This is a genomic window from Hallerella porci (genome assembly GCF_003148885.1).
Taxonomy (GTDB): domain Bacteria; phylum Fibrobacterota; class Fibrobacteria; order Fibrobacterales; family Fibrobacteraceae; genus Hallerella; species Hallerella porci.
In genome coordinates this window covers 1-24,122 of the sequence record NZ_QGHD01000015.1, presented here as the reverse complement: position 1 = coordinate 24,122, position 24,122 = coordinate 1, and the positions used below count along the sequence as shown (strand labels likewise).

At 46.9% G+C, this 24,122-nt stretch carries 23 protein-coding genes; 8 read left to right on the top strand and 15 right to left on the bottom strand.

Going from position 1 to position 24,122, the window contains the following annotated elements:
• The first annotated feature begins 5 nt into the window (after positions 1 to 5).
• Both B0H50_RS08010 and B0H50_RS08005 read left to right on the top strand, forming a co-directional pair.
• Positions 6 to 1,133 (top strand): ABC transporter permease, encoded by a 1,128-nt coding sequence (locus tag B0H50_RS08010; protein ID WP_158256497.1) that lies wholly within the window; start codon positions 6 to 8, stop codon positions 1,131 to 1,133.
• On the top strand, positions 1,118 to 2,302 hold the full coding sequence (locus B0H50_RS08005) for an ABC transporter permease (RefSeq protein WP_106198911.1): 1,185 nt from the start codon (positions 1,118 to 1,120) through the stop codon (positions 2,300 to 2,302). Before B0H50_RS08010 ends, B0H50_RS08005 begins: the two co-directional genes overlap by 16 nt.
• A 206-nt stretch (positions 2,303 to 2,508) precedes the next feature.
• On the opposite strand, the gene B0H50_RS13335 is transcribed toward B0H50_RS08005, so the two are convergent.
• The 6 genes from B0H50_RS13335 to rpmH all read right to left on the bottom strand — a co-directional run bounded on the left by B0H50_RS13335 (position 2,509) and on the right by rpmH (position 6,171).
• On the bottom strand, positions 2,509 to 2,664 hold the full coding sequence (locus tag B0H50_RS13335) for a hypothetical protein (RefSeq protein WP_158275895.1): 156 nt from the start codon (positions 2,662 to 2,664) through the stop codon (positions 2,509 to 2,511).
• Positions 2,665 to 2,676: 12 nt separating this feature from the next.
• Positions 2,677 to 3,252 carry a hypothetical protein gene (locus B0H50_RS08000; RefSeq protein WP_146193711.1) on the bottom strand — a complete coding sequence of 192 codons (576 nt, stop codon included), beginning with the start codon at positions 3,250 to 3,252 and terminating at the stop codon, positions 2,677 to 2,679.
• 336 nt (positions 3,253 to 3,588) lie between these two features.
• On the bottom strand, positions 3,589 to 5,418 hold the full coding sequence (yidC, locus tag B0H50_RS07995) for a membrane protein insertase YidC (protein WP_109587532.1): 1,830 nt from the start codon (positions 5,416 to 5,418) through the stop codon (positions 3,589 to 3,591).
• Positions 5,415 to 5,672, bottom strand: a complete 258-nt coding sequence (gene yidD / locus B0H50_RS07990) for a membrane protein insertion efficiency factor YidD (protein ID WP_106198914.1) — start codon at positions 5,670 to 5,672, stop codon at positions 5,415 to 5,417. Before yidD ends, yidC begins: the two co-directional genes overlap by 4 nt.
• Positions 5,669 to 6,007: a ribonuclease P protein component gene (locus tag B0H50_RS07985; protein WP_106198915.1), complete on the bottom strand. Its 339-nt coding sequence runs from the start codon at positions 6,005 to 6,007 to the stop codon at positions 5,669 to 5,671. Before B0H50_RS07985 ends, yidD begins: the two co-directional genes overlap by 4 nt.
• A gap of 8 nt (positions 6,008 to 6,015) precedes the next feature.
• Positions 6,016 to 6,171, bottom strand: coding sequence for a 50S ribosomal protein L34 (gene rpmH / locus B0H50_RS07980; protein WP_106198916.1), 156 nt, complete (start codon positions 6,169 to 6,171; stop codon positions 6,016 to 6,018).
• 255 nt (positions 6,172 to 6,426) lie between these two features.
• Between rpmH and ahcY the strand changes: the two genes are divergently transcribed.
• Positions 6,427 to 7,887, top strand: a complete 1,461-nt coding sequence (gene ahcY / locus B0H50_RS07975) for an adenosylhomocysteinase (RefSeq protein ID WP_106198927.1) — start codon at positions 6,427 to 6,429, stop codon at positions 7,885 to 7,887.
• Between the two features lie 46 nt (positions 7,888 to 7,933).
• Here the strand turns inward: ahcY and B0H50_RS07970 are convergent, their stop codons facing one another.
• From B0H50_RS07970 to B0H50_RS07960, 3 genes are read right to left on the bottom strand one after another with little or no spacing between them, the layout of a single operon-like run.
• A complete protein-coding gene (locus B0H50_RS07970; RefSeq protein ID WP_173315006.1) occupies positions 7,934 to 8,890 on the bottom strand; it encodes an HAD family hydrolase in 957 nt (318 codons plus the stop codon).
• A 9-nt stretch (positions 8,891 to 8,899) separates the two neighbouring features.
• Entirely contained in the window at positions 8,900 to 9,730 is an 831-nt protein-coding gene (locus tag B0H50_RS07965) for a M23 family metallopeptidase (RefSeq protein ID WP_106198917.1), read from the bottom strand.
• A gap of 9 nt (positions 9,731 to 9,739) precedes the next feature.
• Positions 9,740 to 10,015: a hypothetical protein gene (locus B0H50_RS07960; RefSeq protein WP_106198918.1), complete on the bottom strand. Its 276-nt coding sequence runs from the start codon at positions 10,013 to 10,015 to the stop codon at positions 9,740 to 9,742.
• A 75-nt stretch (positions 10,016 to 10,090) separates the two neighbouring features.
• Between B0H50_RS07960 and B0H50_RS13330 the strand changes: the two genes are divergently transcribed.
• Both B0H50_RS13330 and dnaN read left to right on the top strand, forming a co-directional pair.
• Positions 10,091 to 10,237, top strand: coding sequence for a hypothetical protein (locus B0H50_RS13330; protein ID WP_158275894.1), 147 nt, complete (start codon positions 10,091 to 10,093; stop codon positions 10,235 to 10,237).
• A gap of 11 nt (positions 10,238 to 10,248) precedes the next feature.
• Positions 10,249 to 11,370 (top strand): DNA polymerase III subunit beta, encoded by a 1,122-nt coding sequence (gene dnaN / locus B0H50_RS07955; RefSeq protein ID WP_106198919.1) that lies wholly within the window; start codon positions 10,249 to 10,251, stop codon positions 11,368 to 11,370.
• A gap of 154 nt (positions 11,371 to 11,524) precedes the next feature.
• Here the strand turns inward: dnaN and B0H50_RS07950 are convergent, their stop codons facing one another.
• Positions 11,525 to 14,002: a glycogen/starch/alpha-glucan phosphorylase gene (locus B0H50_RS07950; RefSeq protein ID WP_109587531.1), complete on the bottom strand. Its 2,478-nt coding sequence runs from the start codon at positions 14,000 to 14,002 to the stop codon at positions 11,525 to 11,527.
• A 476-nt stretch (positions 14,003 to 14,478) separates the two neighbouring features.
• Here B0H50_RS07950 and B0H50_RS07945 point away from each other — a divergent pair, with 476 nt between their 5' ends.
• Positions 14,479 to 15,075 (top strand): porin family protein, encoded by a 597-nt coding sequence (locus tag B0H50_RS07945; RefSeq protein WP_109587530.1) that lies wholly within the window; start codon positions 14,479 to 14,481, stop codon positions 15,073 to 15,075.
• 360 nt (positions 15,076 to 15,435) lie between these two features.
• Here B0H50_RS07945 and B0H50_RS07935 read toward each other — a convergent pair whose 3' ends face one another.
• Complete coding sequence (locus B0H50_RS07935) at positions 15,436 to 16,611, bottom strand: geranylgeranyl reductase family protein (protein ID WP_109587529.1); 1,176 nt, start codon at positions 16,609 to 16,611, stop codon at positions 15,436 to 15,438.
• Complete coding sequence (locus tag B0H50_RS07930) at positions 16,608 to 16,796, bottom strand: 4Fe-4S dicluster domain-containing protein (RefSeq protein ID WP_073303573.1); 189 nt, start codon at positions 16,794 to 16,796, stop codon at positions 16,608 to 16,610. The genes B0H50_RS07935 and B0H50_RS07930 overlap by 4 nt, the downstream gene beginning before the upstream one ends.
• A 368-nt stretch (positions 16,797 to 17,164) precedes the next feature.
• Between B0H50_RS07930 and B0H50_RS07925 the strand changes: the two genes are divergently transcribed.
• Complete coding sequence (locus B0H50_RS07925; protein ID WP_109587528.1) at positions 17,165 to 18,703, top strand: Rne/Rng family ribonuclease; 1,539 nt, start codon at positions 17,165 to 17,167, stop codon at positions 18,701 to 18,703.
• Between the two features lie 86 nt (positions 18,704 to 18,789).
• Here B0H50_RS07925 and B0H50_RS07920 read toward each other — a convergent pair whose 3' ends face one another.
• Genes B0H50_RS07920 through B0H50_RS07915 form a run of 3 tightly spaced genes read right to left on the bottom strand, consistent with a single transcriptional unit; the run spans position 18,790 to position 22,945 of the window.
• Positions 18,790 to 20,100 carry a carbohydrate-binding protein gene (locus B0H50_RS07920; protein WP_233244643.1) on the bottom strand — a complete coding sequence of 437 codons (1,311 nt, stop codon included), beginning with the start codon at positions 20,098 to 20,100 and terminating at the stop codon, positions 18,790 to 18,792.
• Complete coding sequence (locus B0H50_RS13645; protein ID WP_233244642.1) at positions 20,045 to 20,761, bottom strand: glycoside hydrolase; 717 nt, start codon at positions 20,759 to 20,761, stop codon at positions 20,045 to 20,047. Before B0H50_RS13645 ends, B0H50_RS07920 begins: the two co-directional genes overlap by 56 nt.
• Before the next feature lie 12 nt (positions 20,762 to 20,773).
• Complete coding sequence (locus B0H50_RS07915; protein WP_106198922.1) at positions 20,774 to 22,945, bottom strand: family 43 glycosylhydrolase; 2,172 nt, start codon at positions 22,943 to 22,945, stop codon at positions 20,774 to 20,776.
• A gap of 797 nt (positions 22,946 to 23,742) precedes the next feature.
• Between B0H50_RS07915 and B0H50_RS07905 the strand changes: the two genes are divergently transcribed.
• Positions 23,743 to 24,122: Rpn family recombination-promoting nuclease/putative transposase (locus B0H50_RS07905; protein ID WP_199191892.1), on the top strand; the 380-nt coding region annotated here is incomplete at its 3' end.

The window sequence follows — 24,122 nt, the reverse complement described above, 5'->3', positions numbered from 1 at the left end:
ATTTTTTGGCAGTTGTCAAAGGCGCTTACCTAAAACGCGACCCGCTTCTCGCGCTACTTCTCTTCGTGTTTCCGCTTTTTCTTTGCCTCGGCATTTTGTCTTTGCTTTCATCCGAAACGCCGAGAAATTTACCCGTCGGCGTCGTCGCAGAAAGCGGCGGCGATTTGCCCGCGCGCCTTATCCGCGCAATTGATGCAACGCCCACCGCAAAAATTACGCAACGCTGCAAAAGTGTTTCGGAATGCGCCTCGGCGATGAAACGTAACGAAATTTTCGGATTCGTTTACATCCCCGCCGACTTAGAAAAGCACGCGCTCCGTTACGAAACTCCCGCCGTTACCGTTTACACCAACGGCCAATCGCTTTTAACGAGCAAACTCATCGTCAACGATTTACGCGTAGCGATTGCAACTGTCGGCGCAATTCTCGTCAAAAATTCCGTCGCCCCGCCGATTACAACCGAGCTCCATTTAATCGGAAATCCTTCGGGAAATTTTGAACGCTTTTTAGGAATCGGTTTAGTCGTCGCCCTCTTCCATGTGATTTCGATGATTGTGGGCGCATATATTTTCTCTTATCCCAAACGAGAACGCCAAACCAAAAAATGGTTTGTCGAAGAGGCGAAAAATTCTTTCGTCTGCGCTTTCTTCGGGAGATTTTTGCCCGCCTTTTTTCTTCTCGGTTTAGAATTTTCTTTAATGCTTGTGCTCGCACGAAATGAAATGCCCGCATTAGAAATGATCGACCACGTCGTTCTTTTTGGCGGAGCCTTTTGCATGATCGGCGTGTGTTTATCATACGGTGCAGCGATTGCGGGAATCGTCGGCGAAATGCGAATTGCTCTCAGTTCTGCTGCGGTTACAGGCGGCCCCGCTTTTGCTTTTTGCGGACAAACTTTTCCGATTTTTGCGATGCCCATTCCGATGCGTTTCTTTGCCTTTCTTCTCCCGATTACGCATTTTATGAAATTGCAATCCGCCTTTTTCTTCGGGCACGCAGGAATTGAGCGGGCGTTTCATTCTTTTGAAATTTTAGCCGCCGAATTTTTATTCTGGCTTGCGCTCGGCCTTTTAATGCAGCGTTTTCGTATCGCTAAAAATTTAAAGCAGGAAGAATTATGTTCCGATTCGTGAATCAATTTTTCCGCATTACTTTAGTCGAATGGCGCACGATGTTACGCGATCCCGCGTGCATGCTCATCATCGTCGTCGGCGTTCTTTTATACGCTTTCTATTATCCGTATCCTTACAAAGAAGAAGTTGCCAATAAAGCGCCCGCAGCTATTGTCGACGAAAATCATTCGGCAATGTCAAGGCAAATCATTCAGATGGCAAGTGCCGCGCAAGAAGATACAATCGTCGCAGTTCTCCCGCAAGAATCCGAAGCGCAAAAATTACTCGCTGACGAATCCATTTATTGCTACTTAAAAATTCCGGAAGGCACCGAAGCCGAACTCCGAAAAGGGAATAATGTTTCTCTCGGCGTTTATTGCCACGGCGCATTCATTCTTCTCTACGGAAATATTGCGACTTCTTTTGCAATGGTCGCAGGCTCCGTCGGCGCAACAACTCAAGTCAAACACATCGCCCTACGCGGCAATTCAGTTGCCCAAGCCAAAGCCATTCGCGATCCCATTCCCACACGATTCTTTCGTATGTTTAATCAATCGGGCGGCTACGGCATTTACGCGGTCAGCGCTGTGCTCATGATTATTTTACAGCAAACTTGTTTAATCGGCGTCTGCGTCATGGGCGGTGCCCGCAGAAATCGCAAATTCAAATTGCTAAAAAATTGTGAAGACACCGAAAATGCCCCGCTGATTTCGCGTTACTTTGGGCGTTCTCTCGCTTTCGTTTTGCATTATCTCGTCGCATTATTCTTTTACAAATTCATCGTTTATCACGTATTCGAATTTCCGAACCGCGGCGATTCTTGGCTCGTTTTCATTTTCGGGCTCATCTTCTTTGGCTGCGTCGTCAACATGGGAATGTTCTTTGCGCAATTCTTAAAATACCGCGAATCGGCTCTCGCCATTTTTGCAAGCGTTCCAATTCTCGTCCTTTTTTCATCGGGATTTAGCTGGCCCATTTCAAATATGCCCGTTTGGATTCGCGCACTCGGGCTTGCATTTCCTTCGACCTACGCCATTCCCGCTTGGCTCGAAATTCAAAATCTCGGCGCTACCTTTTCCGAAGTCGCCCCCGAACTGCTAAAACTCTTTTTACTTTCCTGCTTCTACTTGGTCTTAGGAATTTTAAATACGATAAGAAGAGATGAATTAGAAAAGAGGGGGTGTAGATGATGGCGCGCCGTAGGCGGGGGGGGGAAAGCGCGAAGGTTTCGTTTTTGGCGTATTTGACATTCCCGCGAAAGAAGTGATTAGTGATTAGTGGTTAGTGATTAGTGGTCAGTGATTAGTGGTCAGTGATTAGTGGTTAGGGAATTTAACCGCAGAATTGCATAGACACATTTGGCGGGTAAAACGGCATCATTCAAAAGTGCAATGACCTATTTGGCGAGTAAAATGGCACCTTTCAAAAGTGCATGGACACATTTGGCGGGTAAAACGGCACCTTTCAAAAGTGCATGGACACATTTGGCGGGTAAAATGGCACCTTTCAAAAGTGCATGGACACATTTGGCGGGTAAAACGGCATCATTCAAAAGTGCAATGACCTATTTGGCGAGTAAAATGGCACCTTTCAAAAGTGCATGGACACATTTGGTGAGTAAAACGGCACCTTGCAAAAGTGCAAGGATACATTTGGCGGGTAAAATGCCACCTTGCAAAAGTGAATGGACATATTTGGCAGGTAAAATGGCATCTCGCAAAAGTGCAATGACACATTTGGTGAGTAAAACGGCATCTCGCAAAAGTGCAATGACACATTTGGTGAGTAAAACGGCATCTCGCAAAAGTGCAATGACACATTTGGTGAGTAAAACGGCATCTCGCAAAAGTGCATGGACCCATTTTGCGGGTAAAATGGCACCTTGCAAAAGTGCATAGGCACATTTGGCGAGTAAAATGGCACCTTTCAAAAGTGAATGGACACATTTGGCGGGTAAAATGGCATCTCGCAAAAGTGCAATGACACATTTGGTGAGTAAAACGGCATCTCGCAAAAGTGCATGGACCCATTTTGCGGGTAAAATGGCACCTTGCAAAAGTGCATAGGCACATTTGGCGAGTAAAATGGCACCTTTCAAAAGTGAATGGACACATTTGGCGGGTAAAATGGCACCTTGCAAAAGTGCAAGGACGCATTTGGTGAGTAAAATGGCATCTCGCAGGTCTGAATGAGAACTTAGAGCTTAGAGTTTCTAAGATCAAAGTTCTAAGCTCTAAGTTCTCAAAACTACGGCGCGCCATCATCTACCGGCCTCATTGAATTCGGGGCGTTGCGGGGTGTCCCCGCAGAAGGGGTAGCGGAAAACGCGCGGCGGAGATTTTATTTGGCGATTTTGCCGCGCGGTTTACGCGAGGGGAAGGCTTTCCCCCTTGGATTTTTTCTGAATAAGATTCGGCGACTTTGGGCACAAAAAAAAGACGAAAGCGTTTGCCTTCGTCTTTTGCGTTTTGAATTTTTATTTCTTTTTCACGATGACTGCGTCTTGGACTTTTTTGCCTTTGAGCATTTCGGATTCTTGCGCGTTCGCTTTGCGGCGGGCGCGATTCACGAGCGCGTATTGGCCGATGCCCCACAAGTTCGAAATAATCCAGTAAAGCACAAGGCCCGAAGGCATCACTGCGCTGAAGAGGAACATCATGATGGGCATCATCCACACCATCATTTTTTGTTGCGCAGGATCGGTCATCGATGCCATCGATTGCTTCGTTTGGAAGTAAGTCGTGAAGACCATGACAATCGGGAGAATCGCAATTCCGTCGGGCATGATAAACGGAATCGTGATGCCGTTCCAAATGACATCCGAACGAGAAAGGTCGGTAATCCAACCGATAAACGGCATTCCGCGAAGTTCAATTGCACGACCGAAGACCATGAAGAGCGCGAAGAATACCGGCATCTGAATGAGCATCGGGAGGCAGCCGCCTGTGCACGAAGCCATCGGGTTGATGTGATTCTTCGCGTAAAGTTCCATAATCGCAGCTTGTTTCTTTTGCGGGTCCGAACGATACTTCACATTGATTGCATCGATTTCGGGTTTGAGTTTGCTCATCCCGCTTGTGGAACGCAACTGCTTTAATGTAAGCGGAGTCGTGAGCGTGCGCACGAGAATGGTGATGAGGATAATTCCTACGCCGTAGTTCGGGATAATGGAATAGAAGAATTTGAGGAGCCAAAGCAAAAAGCCGCAGAGAGCGACGAACCAAACATCGGCGCCGCACCAGCTCCAACCGCTGACGATAATTTTTTCAAATCCCAAATCAAAGCTTTTGATTTCGGACCAGCTCAACGGAAGAACCATGAAGTCAAATGCCAGCGTATCGCTTCCGTTCAAATTATCGGAAAGCGTAATGCGATAGGTGCCCGGGTCTTTGCTATCCGCATCTTTTCCCGTGAAATGTTCTGCCGAAAGTGTTGCTTCCGAAGCTTCGGGATATTTGATGACTGCGGCGACATATTTGCGGCGCATGCCTGCCCAAAGAATTTTTCCTTCTTCTTCATTAAACTTTTCGCGGTCGCGGACAGTTTCGCGTTCGACGCCCACCAAGTCATTGAAGACAACTTCGCTAAAGAAGTAACTGCCGCCGCCGAAGCTACGACCTTTCGGGAATTCTTCGGTTTCTTTCATGCCGCCGTCCCAAATGATTTCGTAATCATTCGGCTTAAAGCCTTCGAAAGTTACCGCTTGCTTAATCGAAACATCCGACTTCGAAACGGTATAGCGACGGATGACTTTGTTGCCGTTCGGATCTTTGAATGTAAAAGTCAAAGTGGTTTCGTTTTCGGCAAAGATGGAATCCGGAGTATTTTCGGGGAGAGCGAATAATTGTTCCGAAAGATCGACGCCGTCAATTTTAAGACCGAGCGCACCCTTGACGGTATCCGCAATGATTTCGGGGAAATTTCCTGCGGAATCCTTTAACGCTTTCACGACGATGCTTGTAATTTTTGCACCTTGATTATCGAAAACCGCCGAGAAATGATCGTTTTCAATTTTCACTTTTTTGCGGACAATCGGCGCTTCGGCAACGACAGCAGAATCTTTCGTCGTGTCAACAACTGCGGGCGCTGTCTGCGGAGCAAGAGTTACCGGAACAAGTTTCGAAGAATCTAACGGCGCTAGTTCTGGAGTCCGGAGAGAACCGCTGCGGACATTTTCCACTTGTTCGGATTTGGCTTTTTTAGAGGCTGCAGCTTGCGCTTCTTGAGCGCGGCTGGTAGACATTGTCATCGACCAAACGAACAGGCCGACGAGGAGAATAAGACCGATGAGGGTGTTCTTTTTCATGTGAGCTTCTCTTTCTTTGGCGGAACGGGATCGTAGCCACCCCGGGAAAAGGGATTGCAACGGAGCACTCGAAAAACTGCAAGATAGAAACCTTTGAAAATTCCGTGAGTCCGAATCGCTTCAACAGCATACTGCGAACACGTCGGTTGGAACTTGCAAACTCCGCGAAAAAAATATGGATGAATTTTCTGATAAAGACGAATGGGAAATATCAGGACTTCTTCGGCGATATGTTTCCACTTTCGCAGGCTCATACCCAGCCCATTTTCTCAAAAATTTTCCGAGACGCTTTGTGTAAACGTTCCGAAGTCATTTCCCCTTCTTTGTCATTGACGATAATCATCGCCCAAACGGGGGCAGGAATCGTCGGCGCTTTTCCGAAAAAAATCGGGCGCAAAATGCGGCGGCAACGGTTGCGATAAACGGCGCTTCCGTTCTTCTTCCGCGCTAAAAAACAAAAACGACAAACCCCATCTGGGCTTTCTATCCATTGCATCGTTAAAGATGCCGCATGGACACGCTTACCGTGATGGGCTATTTGTCGATAGTTAGACTCAGAACCGAGTCTAAAGGAGCGAAGACTGGGGATACCTAGCCTTACTTCTTGTAAATGGAATCACTAACAGTGAGACGCTTGCGACCCTTGGCGCGGCGACGGCTGAGAACAGCGCGGCCCCAGCGATCTTCCATACGAGAACGGAAGCCATGAGTGTTTTGACGCTTGCGGTTGTGCGGTTGGAATGTTCTTTTCATAGTTCTAAACCTTTAGGCAACAATCAGTTACCAGTTGAAAAACTTTTTTGAGTCCCAAAAATAGTAAACTTTTTTCTTTTCACAAGGGGAAGATTCGCAAAGAACTGCCTGCAGCCGCCGTTTTAAAGTGAATAACTTGTGGAAATGATGAAGAAATTGAAGATTCAAGAATTTTTTCATTTCGAATCCGAACCCTTTTTCGTTTCGCAGGTTTTAAAAACTATTTTTGCGAAAAATCAATTTTCCGAGGAAAACATGGAATACAAAGTAAAAGATTTGAGCATTGCTCTCGAAGGGCGCAAGGAATTGGATTTGGCAGAAACTGAAATGCCGGGACTGATGGCACTCCGCAAAGAATACGAAGGGAAAAAGCCACTCGCAGGCGCCCGCATTATGGGAAGCCTTCACATGACCGTGCAAACCGCGATTCTTATCGAAACATTGACGGAACTCGGCGCCGATGTGCGTTGGGTCAGCTGCAACATTTTCAGCACCCAAGATAATGCGGCGGCAGCAATTGTCGTCGGTAAAAAAGGAACTGTTGAAAATCCGAAAGGAACTCCTGTTTTTGCTTGGAAAGGCGAAACTCTGAAAGATTATTGGGAAAACACCGCCCGCGCTCTCGTTTGGGAAGACGGTGAAGGTCCCGATTTAATCGTCGATGACGGCGGCGATGCGACTCTAATGATTGTCCGCGGCGCAGAATTTGAAGACGCAGGAAAAGTTCCCGAATACAATCCCGCAACAGATTCCGAAGAATGGGGCGCATTCCTCGCAGTCGTTCGCGCAGAAATTGCAAAAGACCCGAAGCACTTTTCTAAAATCCGCGCCAAAGTCAAAGGCGTGAGCGAAGAAACGACAACGGGCGTGCATCGCTTATACGAAATGGCCCGCGAAGGACGTCTCCCGTTTGCGGCGATTAACGTGAACGATTCCGTCACCAAATCGAAATTTGATAATCTCTACGGCTGCCGTCATTCTTTGATCGATGGCATTAACCGTGCAACCGATGTGATGATGGCAGGAAAAATCGCAGTCGTCTGCGGCTACGGCGATGTGGGTAAAGGCTGCGCACAATCCCTCCGCGGACAAGGCGCTCGCGTTATCATTACCGAAATCGATCCAATCTGCGCACTCCAAGCGGCGATGGAAGGCTACGAAGTAAAGACTCTCGACGAAGTCGTTTCGTTCGCAGACATTTTCGTCACCACCACTGGAAACGTAGGAATCATCTCGGCTGCACAAATGGCGAAGATGAAGCACCGCGCTATCGTCGGAAACATCGGACATTTCGACAATGAAATTGATATGGCGGGACTCGCCAAAGTTCCAGGCATCCGCAAAAATAACATCAAGCCGCAATTTGATGAATGGATTTTCCCCGATGGCCATAGCATTCTCGTTCTCGCCGAAGGCCGTTTGTTAAATCTCGGCTGCGCAACGGGTCACCCGAGCTTTGTGATGAGCGCAAGCTTTACCAATCAGACGATTGCCCAAGTCGATCTTTGGCTTTCGGCAACGGGAAAAGAAACCGTCAGCGGTTACAAATACGAAGCTGGTAAAGTCTATCGTCTTCCGATGATTCTCGATGAAAAAGTCGCCCGTTTGCATTTGGAAAAACTCGGCGTTCATCTTTCTACCCTTCGCAAAGAACAAGCCGATTACATCGGCGTCAAAGTCGAAGGGCCGTATAAACCGGAATTCTATCGCTACTAAAAAACGAAGCCCCGCAAGGGGCTTTTTTTTTGCGAAAAATTTTTTGCTAATTCAAATGCGCGGGCGGTTTTGATGCGCTTTTGCGAATGTTCAATTCTTGCTTCGCCACTAAATTTTCCGCGATGCGCAGCACTTGTTCCGAAAGCCACATCCACGTCATCGAATCTTCGGTATAATCCGCTTCGCCATACATTTGAATGCGATGATCTTTTCGAAGGGCATCCACTTGCCGCATCGCCATCCGATCGTGCGCGGGATAAATTGCATACGTTACACCGCCGCTTTGATTTAAAATGCTAAACGCCGGAACATCCGAAGGACCGTCCGCGATGTAAATCATATTTTCAAAAGGAATGCGACGATTGCTTTTGGCAATTTGCGAATTGACATCAATCGTTTCAAATTTATTGGCACCTTTGTTGATTTCAAAAAGATAACGCGTTTTAGATGTATTATCAAGAGCGCTTGCGACCTGCGAAATTTCGCCGTCTAATGCTTTTTCGGCGGCGGTTAAAAATCCGGGTTGCGCCGGTTCTTCGATAAATTCACAACCAAAAATTCCATCGAGATATGGAGCGACAGCGCTTCCGCGAATCGTTTCGGCAAAGCCTGTGCTCACAACATAATGTTCTAATTTAATTCCCGCTTTTTGAAATTTTTCGTTTTCTTCCACGAGCGATTTTATCTTCGGAAAAAATTCAGGAAGTCCGGGGAAAAGTTCCAATTCTTTTCCGCAGTCGCGCAAAATTTGATTGGAAAGTCCGCGCATTTTTCCCGCTTTGACGTAAGTCAAAATGTGATTGAGATACGAAGTGTCACGGTTAATGTGAATTCCTTTTTTCGCATAAAATTCGGGGAGCGCATTTACTTCGTCCCAGAATTGTTTACTGTCAATTCCGTAGCGTTTAAAAAGCGGAACTTGCATATAATCGCGGATGAGAGTTTTATCAAAATCCCAAACCATCGCAATTACATTTTGTTCAAATGGTCTTGTAATCTCCATCCTTTCCTCTTAGCGATTGATAAAATAATCTTCGGGATTGACCGGTTCGCCGTCGATGCGAATTTCGTAATGCAAAACCGAGCCCGCTGTGCGCCCCGAACGGCCTGCGATTGCCACCGGATCGCCGCGTTTTACAACGTCACCTTGCTTGACTAAAATTTTATCCAAGTGCGCATAGAATGTGCGAATGCGATCGGAATGTTGCAGTTTTAAAGTTTGTCCAAATCCGCGATGCGCTCGGATTTCGATGACTTTTCCGGCACCCGTCGCGACAACGGTATCGCCTTCTTCGGCAAAAAAATCCACGCCGCGATGCGGCAATTCTTGATCCGTAAAATGATCGAACATCATCCCGAATCGATTGGTAATCGTGCTCGTTTTTTTAAGTGGACGCAGAACGGGAATCGCTTGTGCAAATGCAGGATTTGCGTTTAACGCATTGCGAAAAGTCGAATAGGTTTTATAAGTTTGAAAAAGCGCTTCGGTGCGTTCTTGCTTGTAAACAGAATCCGCGGAATCCGAATGAACTTCGGCAAAGATGCCGCCGATTTTATAAATACTGTCTTGATGCGAAGTCGTCCGTTCCAAATAATTTTCGGCGCTGTCATTATTCTCTCGCAGCACAGAAATATTTTCGCGAATCATTCGATTTTGCGCTTGCAAATTCGCAAGTGTTCCATCGCTTAATTTGTGATAAATTTGAAATGGAGAAAAGAATACAAATCCGCAAACAGCCACCGCAAAAGCGAGCAGCCAAAGAATCGGTCGCCAGAGAGAAATCTGTCGCGCTTTCGCAGTTTCGGTCTTTTCCGAAAAGAAATGAATATTGATTTTTTTCAAAAGGAAACCTTAGCGGAAAATTCCTTTTAAAATTTGCGGCGATTGTTTTTTCATCTCTTTAATGTGTGTGCGCATTTCAGAAATGCAGCCGACAAGTTCAACAACTTCGGGATCGTTTTTGAGAGAATTCAATGCATCATTTTCTAAAGCGGGCAAAAGTCTGCGACCCAACGCTTCGTACTTTGCTTTGATTCGCGTTTCTTCGGTTGCGATGCTTACTTTGTTGAGCACCGCACTTGCGCAATTTAATGCGCCGGATTTTAATTTATTCAAAGTTTCAGCCATCTTTTTCAAAGTCCTTTTTACAAACTTCCCATAAAATAATAGTTTTTATCGTGATTAAATTTATGGAGAAATTTTATGAGCCGTAAAGACCGTAGAAAAGCAATGCAAGACGCCAAAAATTTCACGCCCAAAAAGCGTAGCAAGATGAGCTCTCTCGGCGTGTCCATTCTTGCAGCCATTGTAGTCGTTGCCTGGATCGCCTTTGTCATGGCTCGCAACTAGGAGACGCTTCGATGAAATTCCAAATTGAAAAAGCCAAATTTTTGAACGCTTTGAATCTGGTAAGCGGAGCGATTCCGAATAAAGCAACCATTCAAGTTTTGAATAATTTTGCGCTTCGCTTAGAAGGCAATTCGTTAGAAGTCAGCGCAACCGACCTCGACCTCGGGATTCGCATTCGCGTCGATGTTCAAGGAGAACTCGATGGCGCTGTCGTCATCAACGCCCGCAAACTTTTGGATTTGGTCAAGAGTTTAATCGATCCGAAGATTGTCAATCTTTCGTTAGAAGTTGTCGACTATCTCGTTACCATTCGTTGGAGCGAACGCGGCAAAGCGTCGATCACCGGCTTTAGCATCGACGACTTTCCTCCGTTCCCCGAAATGGAAAACGGAACTTCTTTCCAGTTGGGAAAAAGCGAACTCGAATTTCTCGCAGGCAAAACTCTTTTCGCCACTTCGAACGATCCCACTCGCGCTAGTTTAAACGGCGCCTACATCGAAGTCAAAGACAATCAACTCGTCATGGTCGCAACCGACGGACATCGTTTGGGAAAAGCGTTCATCGATGTGGAAAATTGCAGTCTCGAACACGGAGTGATTCTCCCGCCGAAAGCAGTGCAATATGCGCTCAAAAGCATTTCTCCGGAAGCGACTTTAGAAATTCGCGTTTCGGACAAGAATCTTCTTTTCACGAGCGAAGGCGTTCAAGTCTTTTCGAAATTGATTGAAGGTCCGTATCCCAAATACGACGCAGTGATTCCTTCGAATTTCTCGCGGACAGTTCAAGTCAATCGCACCGATTTCATCAATAAAATTTCTTCGGTGATTTCGATGGCGAATTCCCGCACCCGCATGATTCGCTTGCAACTCGATGGCAATCAAATGGAACTTTCGGCAAATGATCCGAATGTCGGCGGCGATTCGACAGAAGCCATTTCGGTAACCCACGAAGGCGAAGGCGTTTACAGCATCGGCTTTAACGGTTCTTATCTTTCGGATGTGTTGAAGCTTGCTCAGAGCGACGATGTCATCTTAAAGATGAACGGTCCCGTATCCGCTTGCGTCATTGAACCGGTCGGTTCAGATATGAATTGCATGTTCTTGTTAATGCCGTTGCGCTTAGTCGAAGACTAAATTTTGAAAAGCGATTCACTTCGGTTTTAAAAGCAAAACACCCGCAACGCGGGTGTTTTTTTGTGAAAAAATACGCCGTATTTTTTCACGGCTAAAGAAAGTGGGCGAAAAAAAATCCTCTCCTTAAGGAGAGGATTTTTTTGATTTTTTGAAATTACTTCAAAGAAATCGGGCAGGCTTTTGCGTGCCAAATTTCCTTCGCGTACTGATCGATTGTACGGTCGGAACTGAACTTGCCCATGCGAGCGGCATTGAGGATAGCCATCTTTGCCCACTTGTCTTGATCCGTGTAAGCCTTTGCCACTTCTTCTTGACATTGGATGTAAGAACGGAAGTCAGCGAGGAGAAAGAACGGATCGCTCGAAAGGAGCTTGTCCACGATCGGGCGGAATGTTTCCGGATGATCCGGGCAGAAGAATCCGCTGTTGATGAGATCGAGAACACGACGCAGATCGTCATCCTTTTCATAGAAGTCGCGCGGACGATAACCCTTTGCCAAGAGTTCTTGCACTTCTTCAACGGTAAGACCGAAGAGGAAGAAGTTATCCGCACCGATGACTTCGCGCATTTCCACATTTGCACCGTCGAGGGTACCGATGGTGAGCGCACCGTTCATCGCAAACTTCATGTTGCCAGTTCCCGAAGCTTCGGTTCCAGCGGTCGAAATTTGTTCCGAAAGGTCTGCTGCCGGGATGATCTTTTCAGCGAAACTGACGCGGTAGTTTTCGAGGAAGACCATCTGGAGCTTGCCCTTGCAATCCGGATCGCTATCGATGATTGCGCCGACTGCATTTGCCAAGCGGATGATTTGCTTTGCCATCCAGTAACCCGGAGCCGACTTACCGCCGATCATCACGGTACGCGGAGTCACCTGCTTACCGTCCTTAATTTGGAGGTAAAGATGAATCACGTGGAGGATGTTCAAAAGCTGACGCTTGTATTCGTGAATACGCTTGACTTGAATGTCGAAGAGAGTGTTCACGTTGATATCGACATTCTGCGTGCGCTTCAAATAGGCTGCAAGACGCTTCTTATTTTCGAGCTTGACTGCCATAAATTCCTTGCGGAATTTTGCATCGTCTGCGAACTTTTCAAGTTTCTTGATTTCGTCAAAGTCCTTGACCCAACCGTCGCCAATCTTCGAAGAAACGAGAGCAGACATTGCCGGGTTTGCTTTGCGCACCCAACGACGCGGCGTCACACCATTCGTCTTGTTGTTGAACTTTTCCGGCCAGAATTCGTAGAAGTCCTTGAAGAGGCTTGTCTTCAACAAGTCGCTGTGAAGAGCTGCGACACCGTTCACTGCAAACGAGCCGACGATCGAAAGATAAGCCATACGGATCATCTTTTCGCTGCCTTCTTGAATGAGCGACATACGAGTCAAGCGAGCGGTATCTCCCGGCCACTTGAGCGCAACCTTTGCCAAGAAGCGCGAGTTGATTTCGTAAATGATTTGGAGATGACGCGGCAAGAGTTTCTCAAAGAATCCGACCGGCCACTTTTCCAAAGCTTCGGGCATGAGTGTGTGGTTCGTATACGCAAATGTATGCGTCACGATGTCCCAAGCTTCGTCCCATTCCAAGCCTTCTTCGTCGAGGAGAATGCGCATCAATTCTGCAATGGAAATCGCCGGGTGCGTATCGTTCAACTGGATGGCGACCTTGTCCGGGAAAAGCTTCCATTCGCCGTCATGCAACTTTTTGAAACGGCGGACAATGTCCTGCAAAGAAGCGGCGCAAAGGAAATACTGCTGGCGCAAGCGCAAGATTTTTCCGTTCACGGAGGAATCGTTCGGGTACAAGACCTTCGAAATCGTTTCCGAAAGTTCCATATCCTGGACTGCGGCCAAGTAGTCGCCATTATTAAAATAGGCAAGTCCGAATTCGTCGGCACTCTGCGCACTCCAAAGACGGAGGTTATTCACCGTGTTGTTGCGGTAGCCGGGAATCGGCGTGTCATACGGCAGAGCCAGCACGTAATCCTTCGTTTCCCAACGGTTGCGAAGCTTGCCTTTGTCGTCCGTCCAGGTCACCACATAACCGCCGAAAGGCACCTTAATCGCATTCGCCGGACGCGCGATTTCCCACGGATTCGGGAGACGGAGCCAATTGTCCGGCAATTCTTCCTGCTGGCCGTCTTTGATTTTCTGGTTGAACATGCCGTATTCATAGCGAATGCCCATACCCGTCGCCGGGAGTTCCAAAGTCGCCATCGAATCGAGGAAGCAAGCGGCCAAGCGTCCAAGTCCGCCGTTGCCAAGCCCCGCGTCCACTTCTTCTTCGCGAAGTTCTTCAAGGGTCATGCCCAGTTCGGCAACCGCTTCTTCCACAGCGCTTTCCACATCCAAATTCAAAACGGAATTGCCCAGGGTGCGGCCAATCAAAAATTCCAGAGACAGGTAGTAAACGCGCTTGACGTCCTTTTCGTAATAGGTTTCCTGCGTCTTGATCCAGCGATCGATCAGGCGGTCGCGCACAGCATATGCCACGGCCAAAAATTTTTCGTGTTTTGTCACCGTGTGTTCATCACGGGCAAGAGAATGGTGAATGTGATTATCAAAAGCGTTCTTGAAAGCCTGGACAGTATTTTCCAGAACTTCGGAATGTTTCTTGGACGGTTCTTTTTTTGCCATAAGTCACCTTTGCAAAGTTTTAAATTTTCCCCAAAGATAGAAAATTTCTTAAAATGCCGTTTACAAAACGGCATTTGCGCTGTAAATCGGGCAACGACGGCGTTTGGTTCTCTGTGCATCGACTAGCTCAGCAACCGGCGGTCCCTGAGTTTATCGAAGGGCAGGGACCAGTTGTCAAACCGGTCGAAGCGCACTAACCTAAGTTCAGAAAACCAGGCGAAAGGAAAAGTGATCCGTAAATAGTGGATAGTGGCCAGATAGACAATTCGGACTGACAACTGAAAACTAACAACTGATAGCTGACAACAAGTTATTCTAACGCAACCGATTTTCGATGGGATCGATTTTTTAGAAGAGATTTTTGTAAAAAAAAAAAAAAAAAAAAGAAAGAAATTGATCCGCTTTTGTTTACGCTTTACTACATTTATTTTCAACAATGGATTCTAAATCAACAATTCACAAACAGAAGGAAAACTATGAACCGCATTTTCAAAATTTTCGCCCTGGTCGCTGTAGCAGCAACCCTGTCCTTTGCCGGCGGAGAATTTCATTTCGGTGCCCGAGCCGCCGGAACATTCGGAACCTGGTGGGGAGATGACGCCGAAGACGTCCCTTGGGGATTCGGATTTAGCGCCGGTCTTACTAGCGGGATCGAAATTCTTCCCATATTCGCCGTCACTCCTGAAATCGACATCGCCCTCCGCCGTGTCTCCGATGACGATGTGACCGTTCGCCAATGGTATTTGGAAATTCCCGTTTTGGCCCGCGTGACCCCAATTCCGCAATTCTATTTGGAAGCAGGTCCCACCTTCGCATTCAACTTGTCCTCCGAAATCGAAGAGGAAGTCGGCGACGTAGAGGTTACAGCAGATCTCGACGACTATATAAGCACCTTTGAATTCGGCCTCGCTTTGGGTGCTGGCTGGTCCATCATTCCCAATTTGGACGTCAATTTCCGCTTGATGCTGGGCCTCACCTCTATTGCGGAAGATTACGAAGAAGATGGCTATTCTTATTCCCCGGATGTTCAAAACCTGCGTCTGTCCATTGGCGCGACCTACTGGTTCCTGTAACCAGAACCCCTATTTTGGGAAGCCCGCCTGCATGGCGGGCTTTTTTGTAAAGGAATTCGCTAAAACAACTTCGGCGAATGCTTCGGCAGGCTCAGGGACCGTTGGTTGGCGTGCTTCGACGGGCTCAGCAACCATGCTTCGACGGGTTCAGCAACCGCTTGTCGAACTAGTCGAACCAATCGAAGGGCGACAGGTTCACAAGAGTGGCGCATTCCCCCGCCCGAATTTTGCGTGAGGGATAGTTACCCGGATGGGCGGAGACGCTTGCGGCTCCGTTGCGGAAAGGCTTTTGCCTTGGAGCAATATAGCCCGACCCGCGAAAGCGGGGCACACCCAAAAAAGAACTCCCGCCAATGAGGGTCAATGGAACTTCAGGTAACGAAACGCGTATTTGGCCAGTTCCAGCGGCATTCCGAATATGAATTTTTTGCCCGACTGGAGATAGGACCGGATCAGTTTATACACGCGAATCTGGTCGTCGCGGGTCTGGGACAGCAAAAAGCGGCGGAACTTCATCAACCGCAAGTGCTTTTGCCCAAAATTTTCGCGGCAAAGTTTTTCGTAGAGGCGCAAGGACGATTCCGAAAGTTCCCCCGAGCGAAGCCCGTCGCCCACGACCGCCGAAGCTAAAAGCCCCGCGCGCATCGCCGTCGCAATGCCGCCGCCCGTCAAGGGATTTGTATGGTGCGCCGCGTCGCCGACAAGCAAGAAGCGGTCTTTGACAGTCCGTTCCAAATTGCCGGAAACGGGAATGAGTCCGCCAACTACGTGATTTTCTACGACTTTCGCATTCGGGAACAATTTTTTCAGCCAGTCGAACGCCACTTCTTCTATGCACTTGTCGGATTTTGTCGAAATCAAAAAGCCAGCACCGAAATTCGTCACGTTGCTTTTCACTTTCGGAAAACTCCAGATATAGCCGTCGTTAATGTAATCGACGCCCTGCCAAAAGGTGAGGTAATCGGGCTTTGTCAAAATCCCTTTGACTTGAATATCGACGCCAGTGCAAGTCATCGCCGGTTTCTGGAGGGTGTTCAAGCCGACCATGCGCCCGATGCGGCTTTCCACGCCGTCGGCGGCGATGACCATTTTCGCTTGGATGAATTCGGTTCCTCGGGAGGTTTCCACGGTTACTGTACGATAACCGTTCTGCACTTCGCCCACCGCAGAAGCCCGAGCGTTCGTCTCGACTTCCGCGCCGTCTTCCTCGGCCAAATGCGCAAGCCACGGGTCAAATTTTTCGCGGTTCAGCATCACGCCGACGCCCGGCATTTTGCAGTCGAGTTCCACACCGCCCGGACCGTAAACATAGAGCCCGTTCAATTCCGTTTCGATGCAGTCCGGTTCAATCGGGCCGAATTCTTCCTGGAGACGTTCCAATTTGGTGCTGGCTTCACCGCAACGCACAGGATAACCGATTTTTTCCCGTTTTTCAATCAGCAAAACCGAAAAGCCCTGCTTTGCCAAATTCCTTGCCGCAACGCTCCCGCCAGGGCCCGCACCGATAACCAGCACATCATAAGAAGACTTTTTCATTCTTCGACCTCCCGCAGCGTCAGCGCTCCCGCCGGGCACGCCTTGCAGCACAAACCGCAGCGCACGCATTTCGCATCATCGATTTGCAAATCCAGGCCAAACATATCCAGAGCCATCGAAGCGCACACTCCGACGCAGCCCGCGCATTCCAGGCATTTTTCCCGATCGTGATACAACTTTTTCATTCGGCTACCTCAAAATCTTCGGTGAAAAAAATCGCGAGCGACAGAGCGATGCTTCGCCAAGCCAGTCAAGGCGCAAGCGACAAGAGCCGTCATGGCAAAGAATAAAACGACAAGAAAATGAATTTTTAGAGGCAGCCATGATGGGAAATATAGAATCTATTTGTTCAAATAAGTCCCCCAAAGACGGTGACCCCTTTGAGTCTTTCAATCGCCTATTTTAAAATGCCGGAGCCAAGAAGACCAAAAGTCTCTTTTTTCAATGCGACTCGCCCGACATCGCCAAGGCATCTTTAAAGAAATTCTATATTTCTGCATTTCAGTGGGTTTTGTTCAAAAGCCCAAAGATTTTTTTGTTTTTAGGAGTTTTAATGGCTATCCAAAATTCAAAGCGCGGCATTTTGATCAGCATGACGCCCTATGAAAAGAGAATTGCCGTGATGGAAGGTGGAGATCTCGCTGAACTGGTTGTGGAAAGCGCAGAATCCAATCGTGTCCTCGGCAATATCTACAAGGGGGTCGTGCAAAAAGTACTTCCGGCGCTAAAGGCCGCATTTATCGACATCGGGCTTGAAAAGGCCGGTTTTCTTCATCAGGAAGACGCAATCGACCGCAACATCCTCCTTTCCCGAGAATATGGGGACAAGGACGACGACGAAACCGTGGGCGAGGAACTTTCCATCGACCAGATTCTCCACGAAGGTCAAGAAATTATGGTGCAGGTGGTGAAGGAACCTATCAGCACTAAGGGTGCCCGTTTAACAACTCATTTGAGTTTTGCGGGGCGCTTCCTCGTGTGCATGCCAAATACAAATTTTGTCGGCGTTTCGAAAAGAGAACGCGACCCGAAAAAGCGTCGTGAATTTAAGAAAGTCGTGCGCCGTTTAAAAGGACCCGATGTCGGTTATATCGTCCGCACAAACGGTCTTTCAGAAAGCGAAATTGAAATTTCCAAGCAGATGCGTGAACTCGAAAATAAGTGGGAAGCGACGAAATACAATTTCGCCCATCAGCCCGCCGAAACTTGCATCTTTAAGGAATCCGATTCGGTCGCACAAACTATCCGCGAATATTTCAGCGATAACACCGACTACGTTTATGTCGATGACCGCGATGAATATTTTGCTATCCGCGAAGAATTGCAAAAACTTTCTTCGGACAAAATCAACAAAGTCAAACTTTGGAGTTCGAAAGAAAGTCTCTTTGAATATTTCAAAATCGAAGACGATTATGCGCGTTCTCTTCAACGCTCGGTTCCGCTGCCTCACGGCGGAAACTTGGTCATCGATCAGACCGAAGCACTCGTCGCAATCGATGTGAACACCGGACCCAAAGTTCACGGCAAAGACCAAGAAAAAATCATCTTTGAAACGAATGTGGACGCTTGCTACGAAATCGCAAAGCAGCTCCGTTTGCGCGATATCGGCGGACTTGTTGTCATCGATTTTATCGATATGGAACTGCAAGAAAACCGCGATGCTCTCTTCCAAGAATTCCGCAAGGCAATTCGCAAAGACAAAGCGCCGATTACGCCGACTCCGCTTTCGCAATTCGGCCTCATGGAAGTGACCCGCAAACGCGTGCGCACAAACTTGATGACCGAAAAAACCGAAGTCTGCCCGATTTGCCGCGGCACCGGTCACGTGTTCCGCTTAGAAACAACCCTTTCGGCAATTGACCGCTGGCTTTCTCGTGCTCGCACAAAAGGCCGCATGAAAAATGTCAAAATGGTCGTGAGCACTCCGATGGTCGATCTTCTCTGCAACAACATGGCGCGTATGTTCCACTATTTGGAATACAAGCATGAAATGAAGCTGGAACTCGTCGAAGACGAAAAGATGTTCCCGAATCAGTTCTACATGTTTAACGAAAAAGACGAAGATATTACAGAAGAGTTCAATTTTGCTTAAGCATAAAAAGTCCCGCAAAGCGGGACTTTTTATTTGAATGGGAGAAATCATTCGGCGGCTTTGCCGCCGAATTTCATTTTAAATTCTTAACGAATTGACTTGCTACTTTTTCTGCGCCCTTTCAAATCGTAAAATTTCTGCGATTTCATAAGCTGCACCGTTCCTGTTTTCGTGACATTTCCACGGCGGAAAATCGCCGTCGTCGAATCTTTTGCAGACGAATCCTTCTCGGCTTTCGACGATGAAAATTCAAACCAATCAACGTTCACAAAACTTCCGGTGATTTGCATTTTCAAAATTTGTTCGCCCGCAGCGAGATTGACTTTGCCCGCATCAATTTCTTGGTAAACATTCCACGTCGAATCCGTCTTTGGAATTTTTATCGTATCGGTAATCGCTTGATCGTTTACCAAGAATTGCAAACTCGAAGTTTCCGAGCCGCTCGCGATATTCAGCGTCAATTGATAAATTCCCGCAGTCGGTACATTCACCGTGTATTCAAGCCATTCGCCCGCAACCGTATAACCTAACGCATACGTTTTGAGCGATTCATCGATTGCGACAATATCCACGCCGTCTTGGCGGTAAGCGCCGCCTTTATTTTCGCTATCCGAATCGTAATACGATGCATTGCCTTTGCCCGAGCCTGTTATATCATAATTTTCGGCTTCAATTTTTCCCGGGATTTTTGCTGCGATTCCGCCGAAAGGTTCTTGCGGAATCACGACTTGAGAAACTTCGCCGACAAGAGTCATGATGCAATCTTTATTCATCGTGACCGAAACGCTTCCATTTATCACTTCTAAATCACCGTCGTCGTGGACATTTTTCGTTTCGTTCGTCGTGTAAACGCGGAATTTGCTCACATTCACATTCGGCACATTCACGGTTACCGTTTTATTTTGCGTGTAATCGCGATTGATGAGAACGACGATGATCGAGTCGCCGCCTTTGCTTTTATACGCCGACGCATACACATTTGTCTCGGGCTTTTGCGTTGCCGAAATGCGCACAGCGCCCGGGCGAATAAATCTTGCAAATTGCGAAAGGACATAACCGCGTTTCGAAATTTTTCCGACTTCGTTTGTTGGAATCGAAAGCTTATTGCTAAAATCCGTTTCCATGATTAAGCCGTAGCAACGGCGAATATACCACCAAGTATATTGGCTGAAATTTCCCACAGTAAAAGCGCGATGAATTTCGTAGCCCACATCTAATGCGCGGACCGTATCTTTTTTCGATTGATTTGCTTGATCGCCTGTGACCATGACCGTTCGCCAATAATTTCCGCTGCCTTGACTTTCGGTATAATGTTCCGTCATCCAACGTTCTACATTTTTGCTATCGGCTAACGCATACTGAAAAAAAATTATCGGCTGTATTTGCTTCGCTCGCATAAAAATGCGCGCCTAAAATGTCCCAATTTTTTAATGCGGCGGCGTCATTTAAAACTTTATCGTAAAGCTTTTTCTGATACGCAAACGATTCATTCGAAATGACTTTTGTGCCGTGCTTGCGCAATTTATCGCCGTAGCCTTTGGTGTAATTGTAAATTTCGTCGGCGCTCCAACAAGCCCATTCACTGCACCAGTCGGGTTCATTGCTAATCGAAATTGCATACAAAGGAACGCCTTGATTTTTCATGTATTCAGCAAAGCTATTCAAATAATCCGTATAATTTTGATAATCCGAAGCTGCTACATGTTGATTTCCGCTCGCATATAGCGAAGTCCACGGCGTCGCATACAAAAGAAAATCGTCGCCCGCATATTTTTTAGCCGATTTCGCCGCCGAAACTTCGTTTCCAAATTGACTCGATTTTTCATTCACCGGAATACGAAGCGTGTTAAGCCCGATTTTTCCTTCGCCCACGCCGAATGCAATCGCTGCATCGGCATCGGACAACCCTTTTCCGCCTTGCCATGTATTGTGCACCATACCGCCAAAGCCGCGGATGACTTGATGTTCTTCGTCGATATTCACATCCACCGTCGAAGCCATCGCTGTCACCACGCACAAACTCATACCGATGAAAATTTTCTTTGTCTGCAATTTCATTTTCCGTCCTCCTTATTCGGTAACACGAATCCGTTTGACAAAGCCGTTGCGTTTTCCGCGGACAAGGTAAATGCCCGAGCGATGCACTGCATTCCGCACTTCATCGGAAATTTGAGAAACAGAAGAGCGAATTCCGAGAATGCGATTTCCGTTGACATCGAAAACATCGAATTGCGTTTCGGCGCTATTGCCTTCGAAATTCAAACGGTTTATAATTCCCGTTGTCGCGGTATCGCTCAATTCAAACCAATCGACATTCACATAGCTGCCGGTGATTTGCATTTTCAAAATTTGTTCGCCCGCAGCGAGGGTCACTTTGCCCGCATCAATTTCTTGATAAACATTCCACGTCGAATCGGTCTTTGGAATTTTTATCGTATCGGTAATCGCTTGATCGTTTACCAAGAATTGCAAACTCGAAGTTTCCGAGCCGCTCGCGATATTCAGCGTTAATTGATAAATTCCCGCAGTCGGTACATTCACCGTGTATTCGATCCATTCGCCCGCAACCGTATAACCCAACGCTTTGCCGCTTCCGCCGAGAACAATGTCAACGCCTTCGTCTTCACGGAATTTTGCGTCGCCTTGATTTTCTTTTTCGTTGTCGTAATACGCTTTGCGTGCGCCGCCTTCGTCATAATTTTCCGCTTCAATTTTTCCCGGGATTTTTGCTGCGATTCCGCCGAAAGGTGCCTGCGGAATTTCCGGCTTGACTTCATCCGCAAAGCTCCATTCTAAAATTCCCATCGTCGAATCGGCAGAGCCTTTGAAGACGAGGAAAAGTTGATCGACGACGCCATCCAAATTCGAAACTTCGCATTTATTTTCGGCATATTGATTCCAGCCCGATGTTTTTTCGAGAGCGCAAGTGCCCGCGAGTTTTCCTGTCACCGAACCTTTCCGAATTTCAATTTTATTGCCATCGGCAACGCTTGCCGCTTTCACTTGGAACGCTTTTGCGCCGTCCCCGAAGTCAACTCCCGAAATGCGAATCCACGATTCTTTCGAAGCGTAAGGCGTTAAAATATGCTTTGCAGCAACTCCCTTTGACCAATCGGATTTATTCCAATCAGTGCGGCTGCGCACATTGCGTTGCATCGAACTGGTGAGCGCAGGATAGGTGCGATAAGGATTAAAGTTTTGAATTTGCTTCGGACCTTCATTTGTGAAAGTAAGCTTATTCATTTCGTCGCCGTTATAGGTAAATTCATCAATGCTCACGCTCCGATGAAATGCCGGCGCAGGATTTGCTTTTCCTAAAGATATCGGATGTTCTGCCGCTTGCACTAAGCGTCTATCGTGATACACGACATACCATTTGCCTTTAAATTGCGCGATACCGTGATGATTATTATTGTGTGCGTTTATATTTTGACCGTTTACATTCGGGTTATCCATAAAGATTCCCTTGTAAGTATAAGGTCCCATCACATTTTTCGAGGTGCCGTAAGCGATGCGCAAATCCGAGGTACTATACGACAAATAATAAGTATCTCCTTTTTTATGAATGTACGAAGCTTCCATCGCTTTAGGGCCTGCAATTTTCAGCTGCGTTTTAGAAGACACATCAAAACCATTCACCTCTTTATTGAATTTATAGATGTTAAAAATGTTGTTATTGTTTTCTGCTGCAGGGCGCGAATCTGAATTTCCTCCGCCAAAAGTAAAGTAACCCTGACCATCATCATCAAAGAAAATAGCCGGATCAAAACACCAACCAATGCCATCGCAATCCGCAAGGCCACCGCCCCAGTTGTTGATGAGTTTTTTGTTATTGGGAATTGGATTTGTGTAAGGTCCGTTGATTTGATCGGCGACAACCAAACCGACGCCACCGCCACCGCCATCGGGATAAACGATGTAGAATTTTCCATCGGGGCCAATGTCAATTCCCGAAGCCCAAATATCGTTAATGTTATCGTATTCGCGTTTTGCTTCAAGAATAATGCCGTAATCAATCCAGTTTTTCATATCGTAACTGGCAAGAGCATAAAGCGATTTAATCGTATAGTTACTATCACCCGCAAGATCATCCGAATCGGTAATGATATAAAACATGCTATCATTTGCAGTCGCCGCAGGATCTGCTAAATAATGATAATTGACAATCGGGTTATCCGCAAACGCACAAACCCCAAAACCCGCAGCAAGCGCTGCAACAGAAACGATTCTGCAAAATCCCATAGCGGCTCCTTTTCATAATCCACCATTTATAAATTATTCCGTTATCAAAAAAATTTTCACCCGTCGAAAAGGATTTTATGGATAAAATGTCAATAAGCTCGGCAAGGCATTTAACATGTCAAATTCGTTCGCTAGATTTTGGAAATGACATTTCTCGGGGAAAATTTGTTCACCGAATTTCTGGAGATGACATTTCCCAGGGGAAATATGTCCGCCGGATTTTTGGAAATGACATTTCCCAGAGGAAATTTGTTCACCGGATTTTTGGGTATGACATTTCCCGGGGGAAATATGTTCGCCGGATTTTTGGAAATGAAATTTCCCAGAGGAAATTTGTTCACCGGATTTTTGGGTATGACATTTCCCGGGGGAAATATGTTCGCCGGATTTTTGGAAATGAAATTTCCCGTGTCATTCTGAGCGAAGCGATATATGAAACTTGGAACTTTAGTTCCTTAGTTGAATTAAGCCCTTTGGGGTAGAATCTAGCAGTAATTTTCAGCGTCAAAAAATTAAAAGAAGAGATTTTGCATTCCAGATTTGCCCAAAAATTTTCAAACGGCCAAATTTTGCAACAAAATAAGGCTCCAAATTTTCAAATGGACAAATTGTGAATTCACAAATTTCGCACATTAAAAAGTGCGAAATTCCCAATCATCCATTATTGACTTATCCATTTTCGGGGCAAAAAAGTGTGAAAAATGGCCATTTTTTCCTCTTTTTCGGGTTTCGAGCGTTTAAATACAATGGACTTCTTTTTTGCAGAAATATTTCTGTTTGGGTCCATTGGAGAAACTATGACAAATCAAAATTCTCGTCGCAGTCACGATGCATTCTTTCGCTGGCTTTTTGCCGATGAAAATCATTTGCGGGCGTTATTGAAACTTTCCGCGAAATCCAATTTGGAGATTCAACAATTTTTGGCAGCGGTTGATCCGAACACATTTGTGCGCATTCCCGATTCCTATTCGAATGTGGACGAAACGGGCGAAGCCGATTTGGCGTTTCGGGTGAATGCCATTTCGGGCGACCACGCACTCGTCGGCGTTTTGCTCGAACACAAATCCGGGCCTGACGCAAATACGTTGGCGCAGATGGGAAAATATGTCAATTCGGTGATGAACGCTTACGCACAATCGCACAGCGCAACGCAAATTCCGACAGTCGCCATTCTTTT

Bases quoted from the DNA above. Each gene is read 5' to 3' on its own strand.
- B0H50_RS13330 (WP_158275894.1), top strand. From the start codon at position 10,091: ATGAGCCGTAAAGACCGTAGAAAAGCAATGCAAGACGCCAAAAATTTC.
- rpmH (WP_106198916.1), bottom strand. From the start codon at position 6,171: ATGAAAAGAACATTCCAACCGCACAACCGCAAGCGTCAAAACACTCAT.
- B0H50_RS07930 (WP_073303573.1), bottom strand. From the start codon at position 16,796: ATGAAAAAGTTGTATCACGATCGGGAAAAATGCCTGGAATGCGCGGGC.
- B0H50_RS07925 (WP_109587528.1), top strand. From the start codon at position 17,165: ATGGCTATCCAAAATTCAAAGCGCGGCATTTTGATCAGCATGACGCCC.
- B0H50_RS07960 (WP_106198918.1), bottom strand. From the start codon at position 10,015: ATGGCTGAAACTTTGAATAAATTAAAATCCGGCGCATTAAATTGCGCA.
- B0H50_RS07970 (WP_173315006.1), bottom strand. From the start codon at position 8,890: ATGGAGATTACAAGACCATTTGAACAAAATGTAATTGCGATGGTTTGG.
- ahcY (WP_106198927.1), top strand. From the start codon at position 6,427: ATGGAATACAAAGTAAAAGATTTGAGCATTGCTCTCGAAGGGCGCAAG.
- yidD (WP_106198914.1), bottom strand. From the start codon at position 5,672: ATGAGCCTGCGAAAGTGGAAACATATCGCCGAAGAAGTCCTGATATTT.
- B0H50_RS07915 (WP_106198922.1), bottom strand. From the start codon at position 22,945: ATGGGATTTTGCAGAATCGTTTCTGTTGCAGCGCTTGCTGCGGGTTTT.
- dnaN (WP_106198919.1), top strand. From the start codon at position 10,249: ATGAAATTCCAAATTGAAAAAGCCAAATTTTTGAACGCTTTGAATCTG.
- yidC (WP_109587532.1), bottom strand. From the start codon at position 5,418: ATGAAAAAGAACACCCTCATCGGTCTTATTCTCCTCGTCGGCCTGTTC.
- B0H50_RS13645 (WP_233244642.1), bottom strand. From the start codon at position 20,761: ATGAAATTGCAGACAAAGAAAATTTTCATCGGTATGAGTTTGTGCGTG.
- B0H50_RS07950 (WP_109587531.1), bottom strand. From the start codon at position 14,002: ATGGCAAAAAAAGAACCGTCCAAGAAACATTCCGAAGTTCTGGAAAAT.
- B0H50_RS08005 (WP_106198911.1), top strand. From the start codon at position 1,118: ATGTTCCGATTCGTGAATCAATTTTTCCGCATTACTTTAGTCGAATGG.
- B0H50_RS07935 (WP_109587529.1), bottom strand. From the start codon at position 16,611: ATGAAAAAGTCTTCTTATGATGTGCTGGTTATCGGTGCGGGCCCTGGC.
- B0H50_RS07945 (WP_109587530.1), top strand. From the start codon at position 14,479: ATGAACCGCATTTTCAAAATTTTCGCCCTGGTCGCTGTAGCAGCAACC.
- B0H50_RS07920 (WP_233244643.1), bottom strand. From the start codon at position 20,100: ATGCGAGCGAAGCAAATACAGCCGATAATTTTTTTTCAGTATGCGTTA.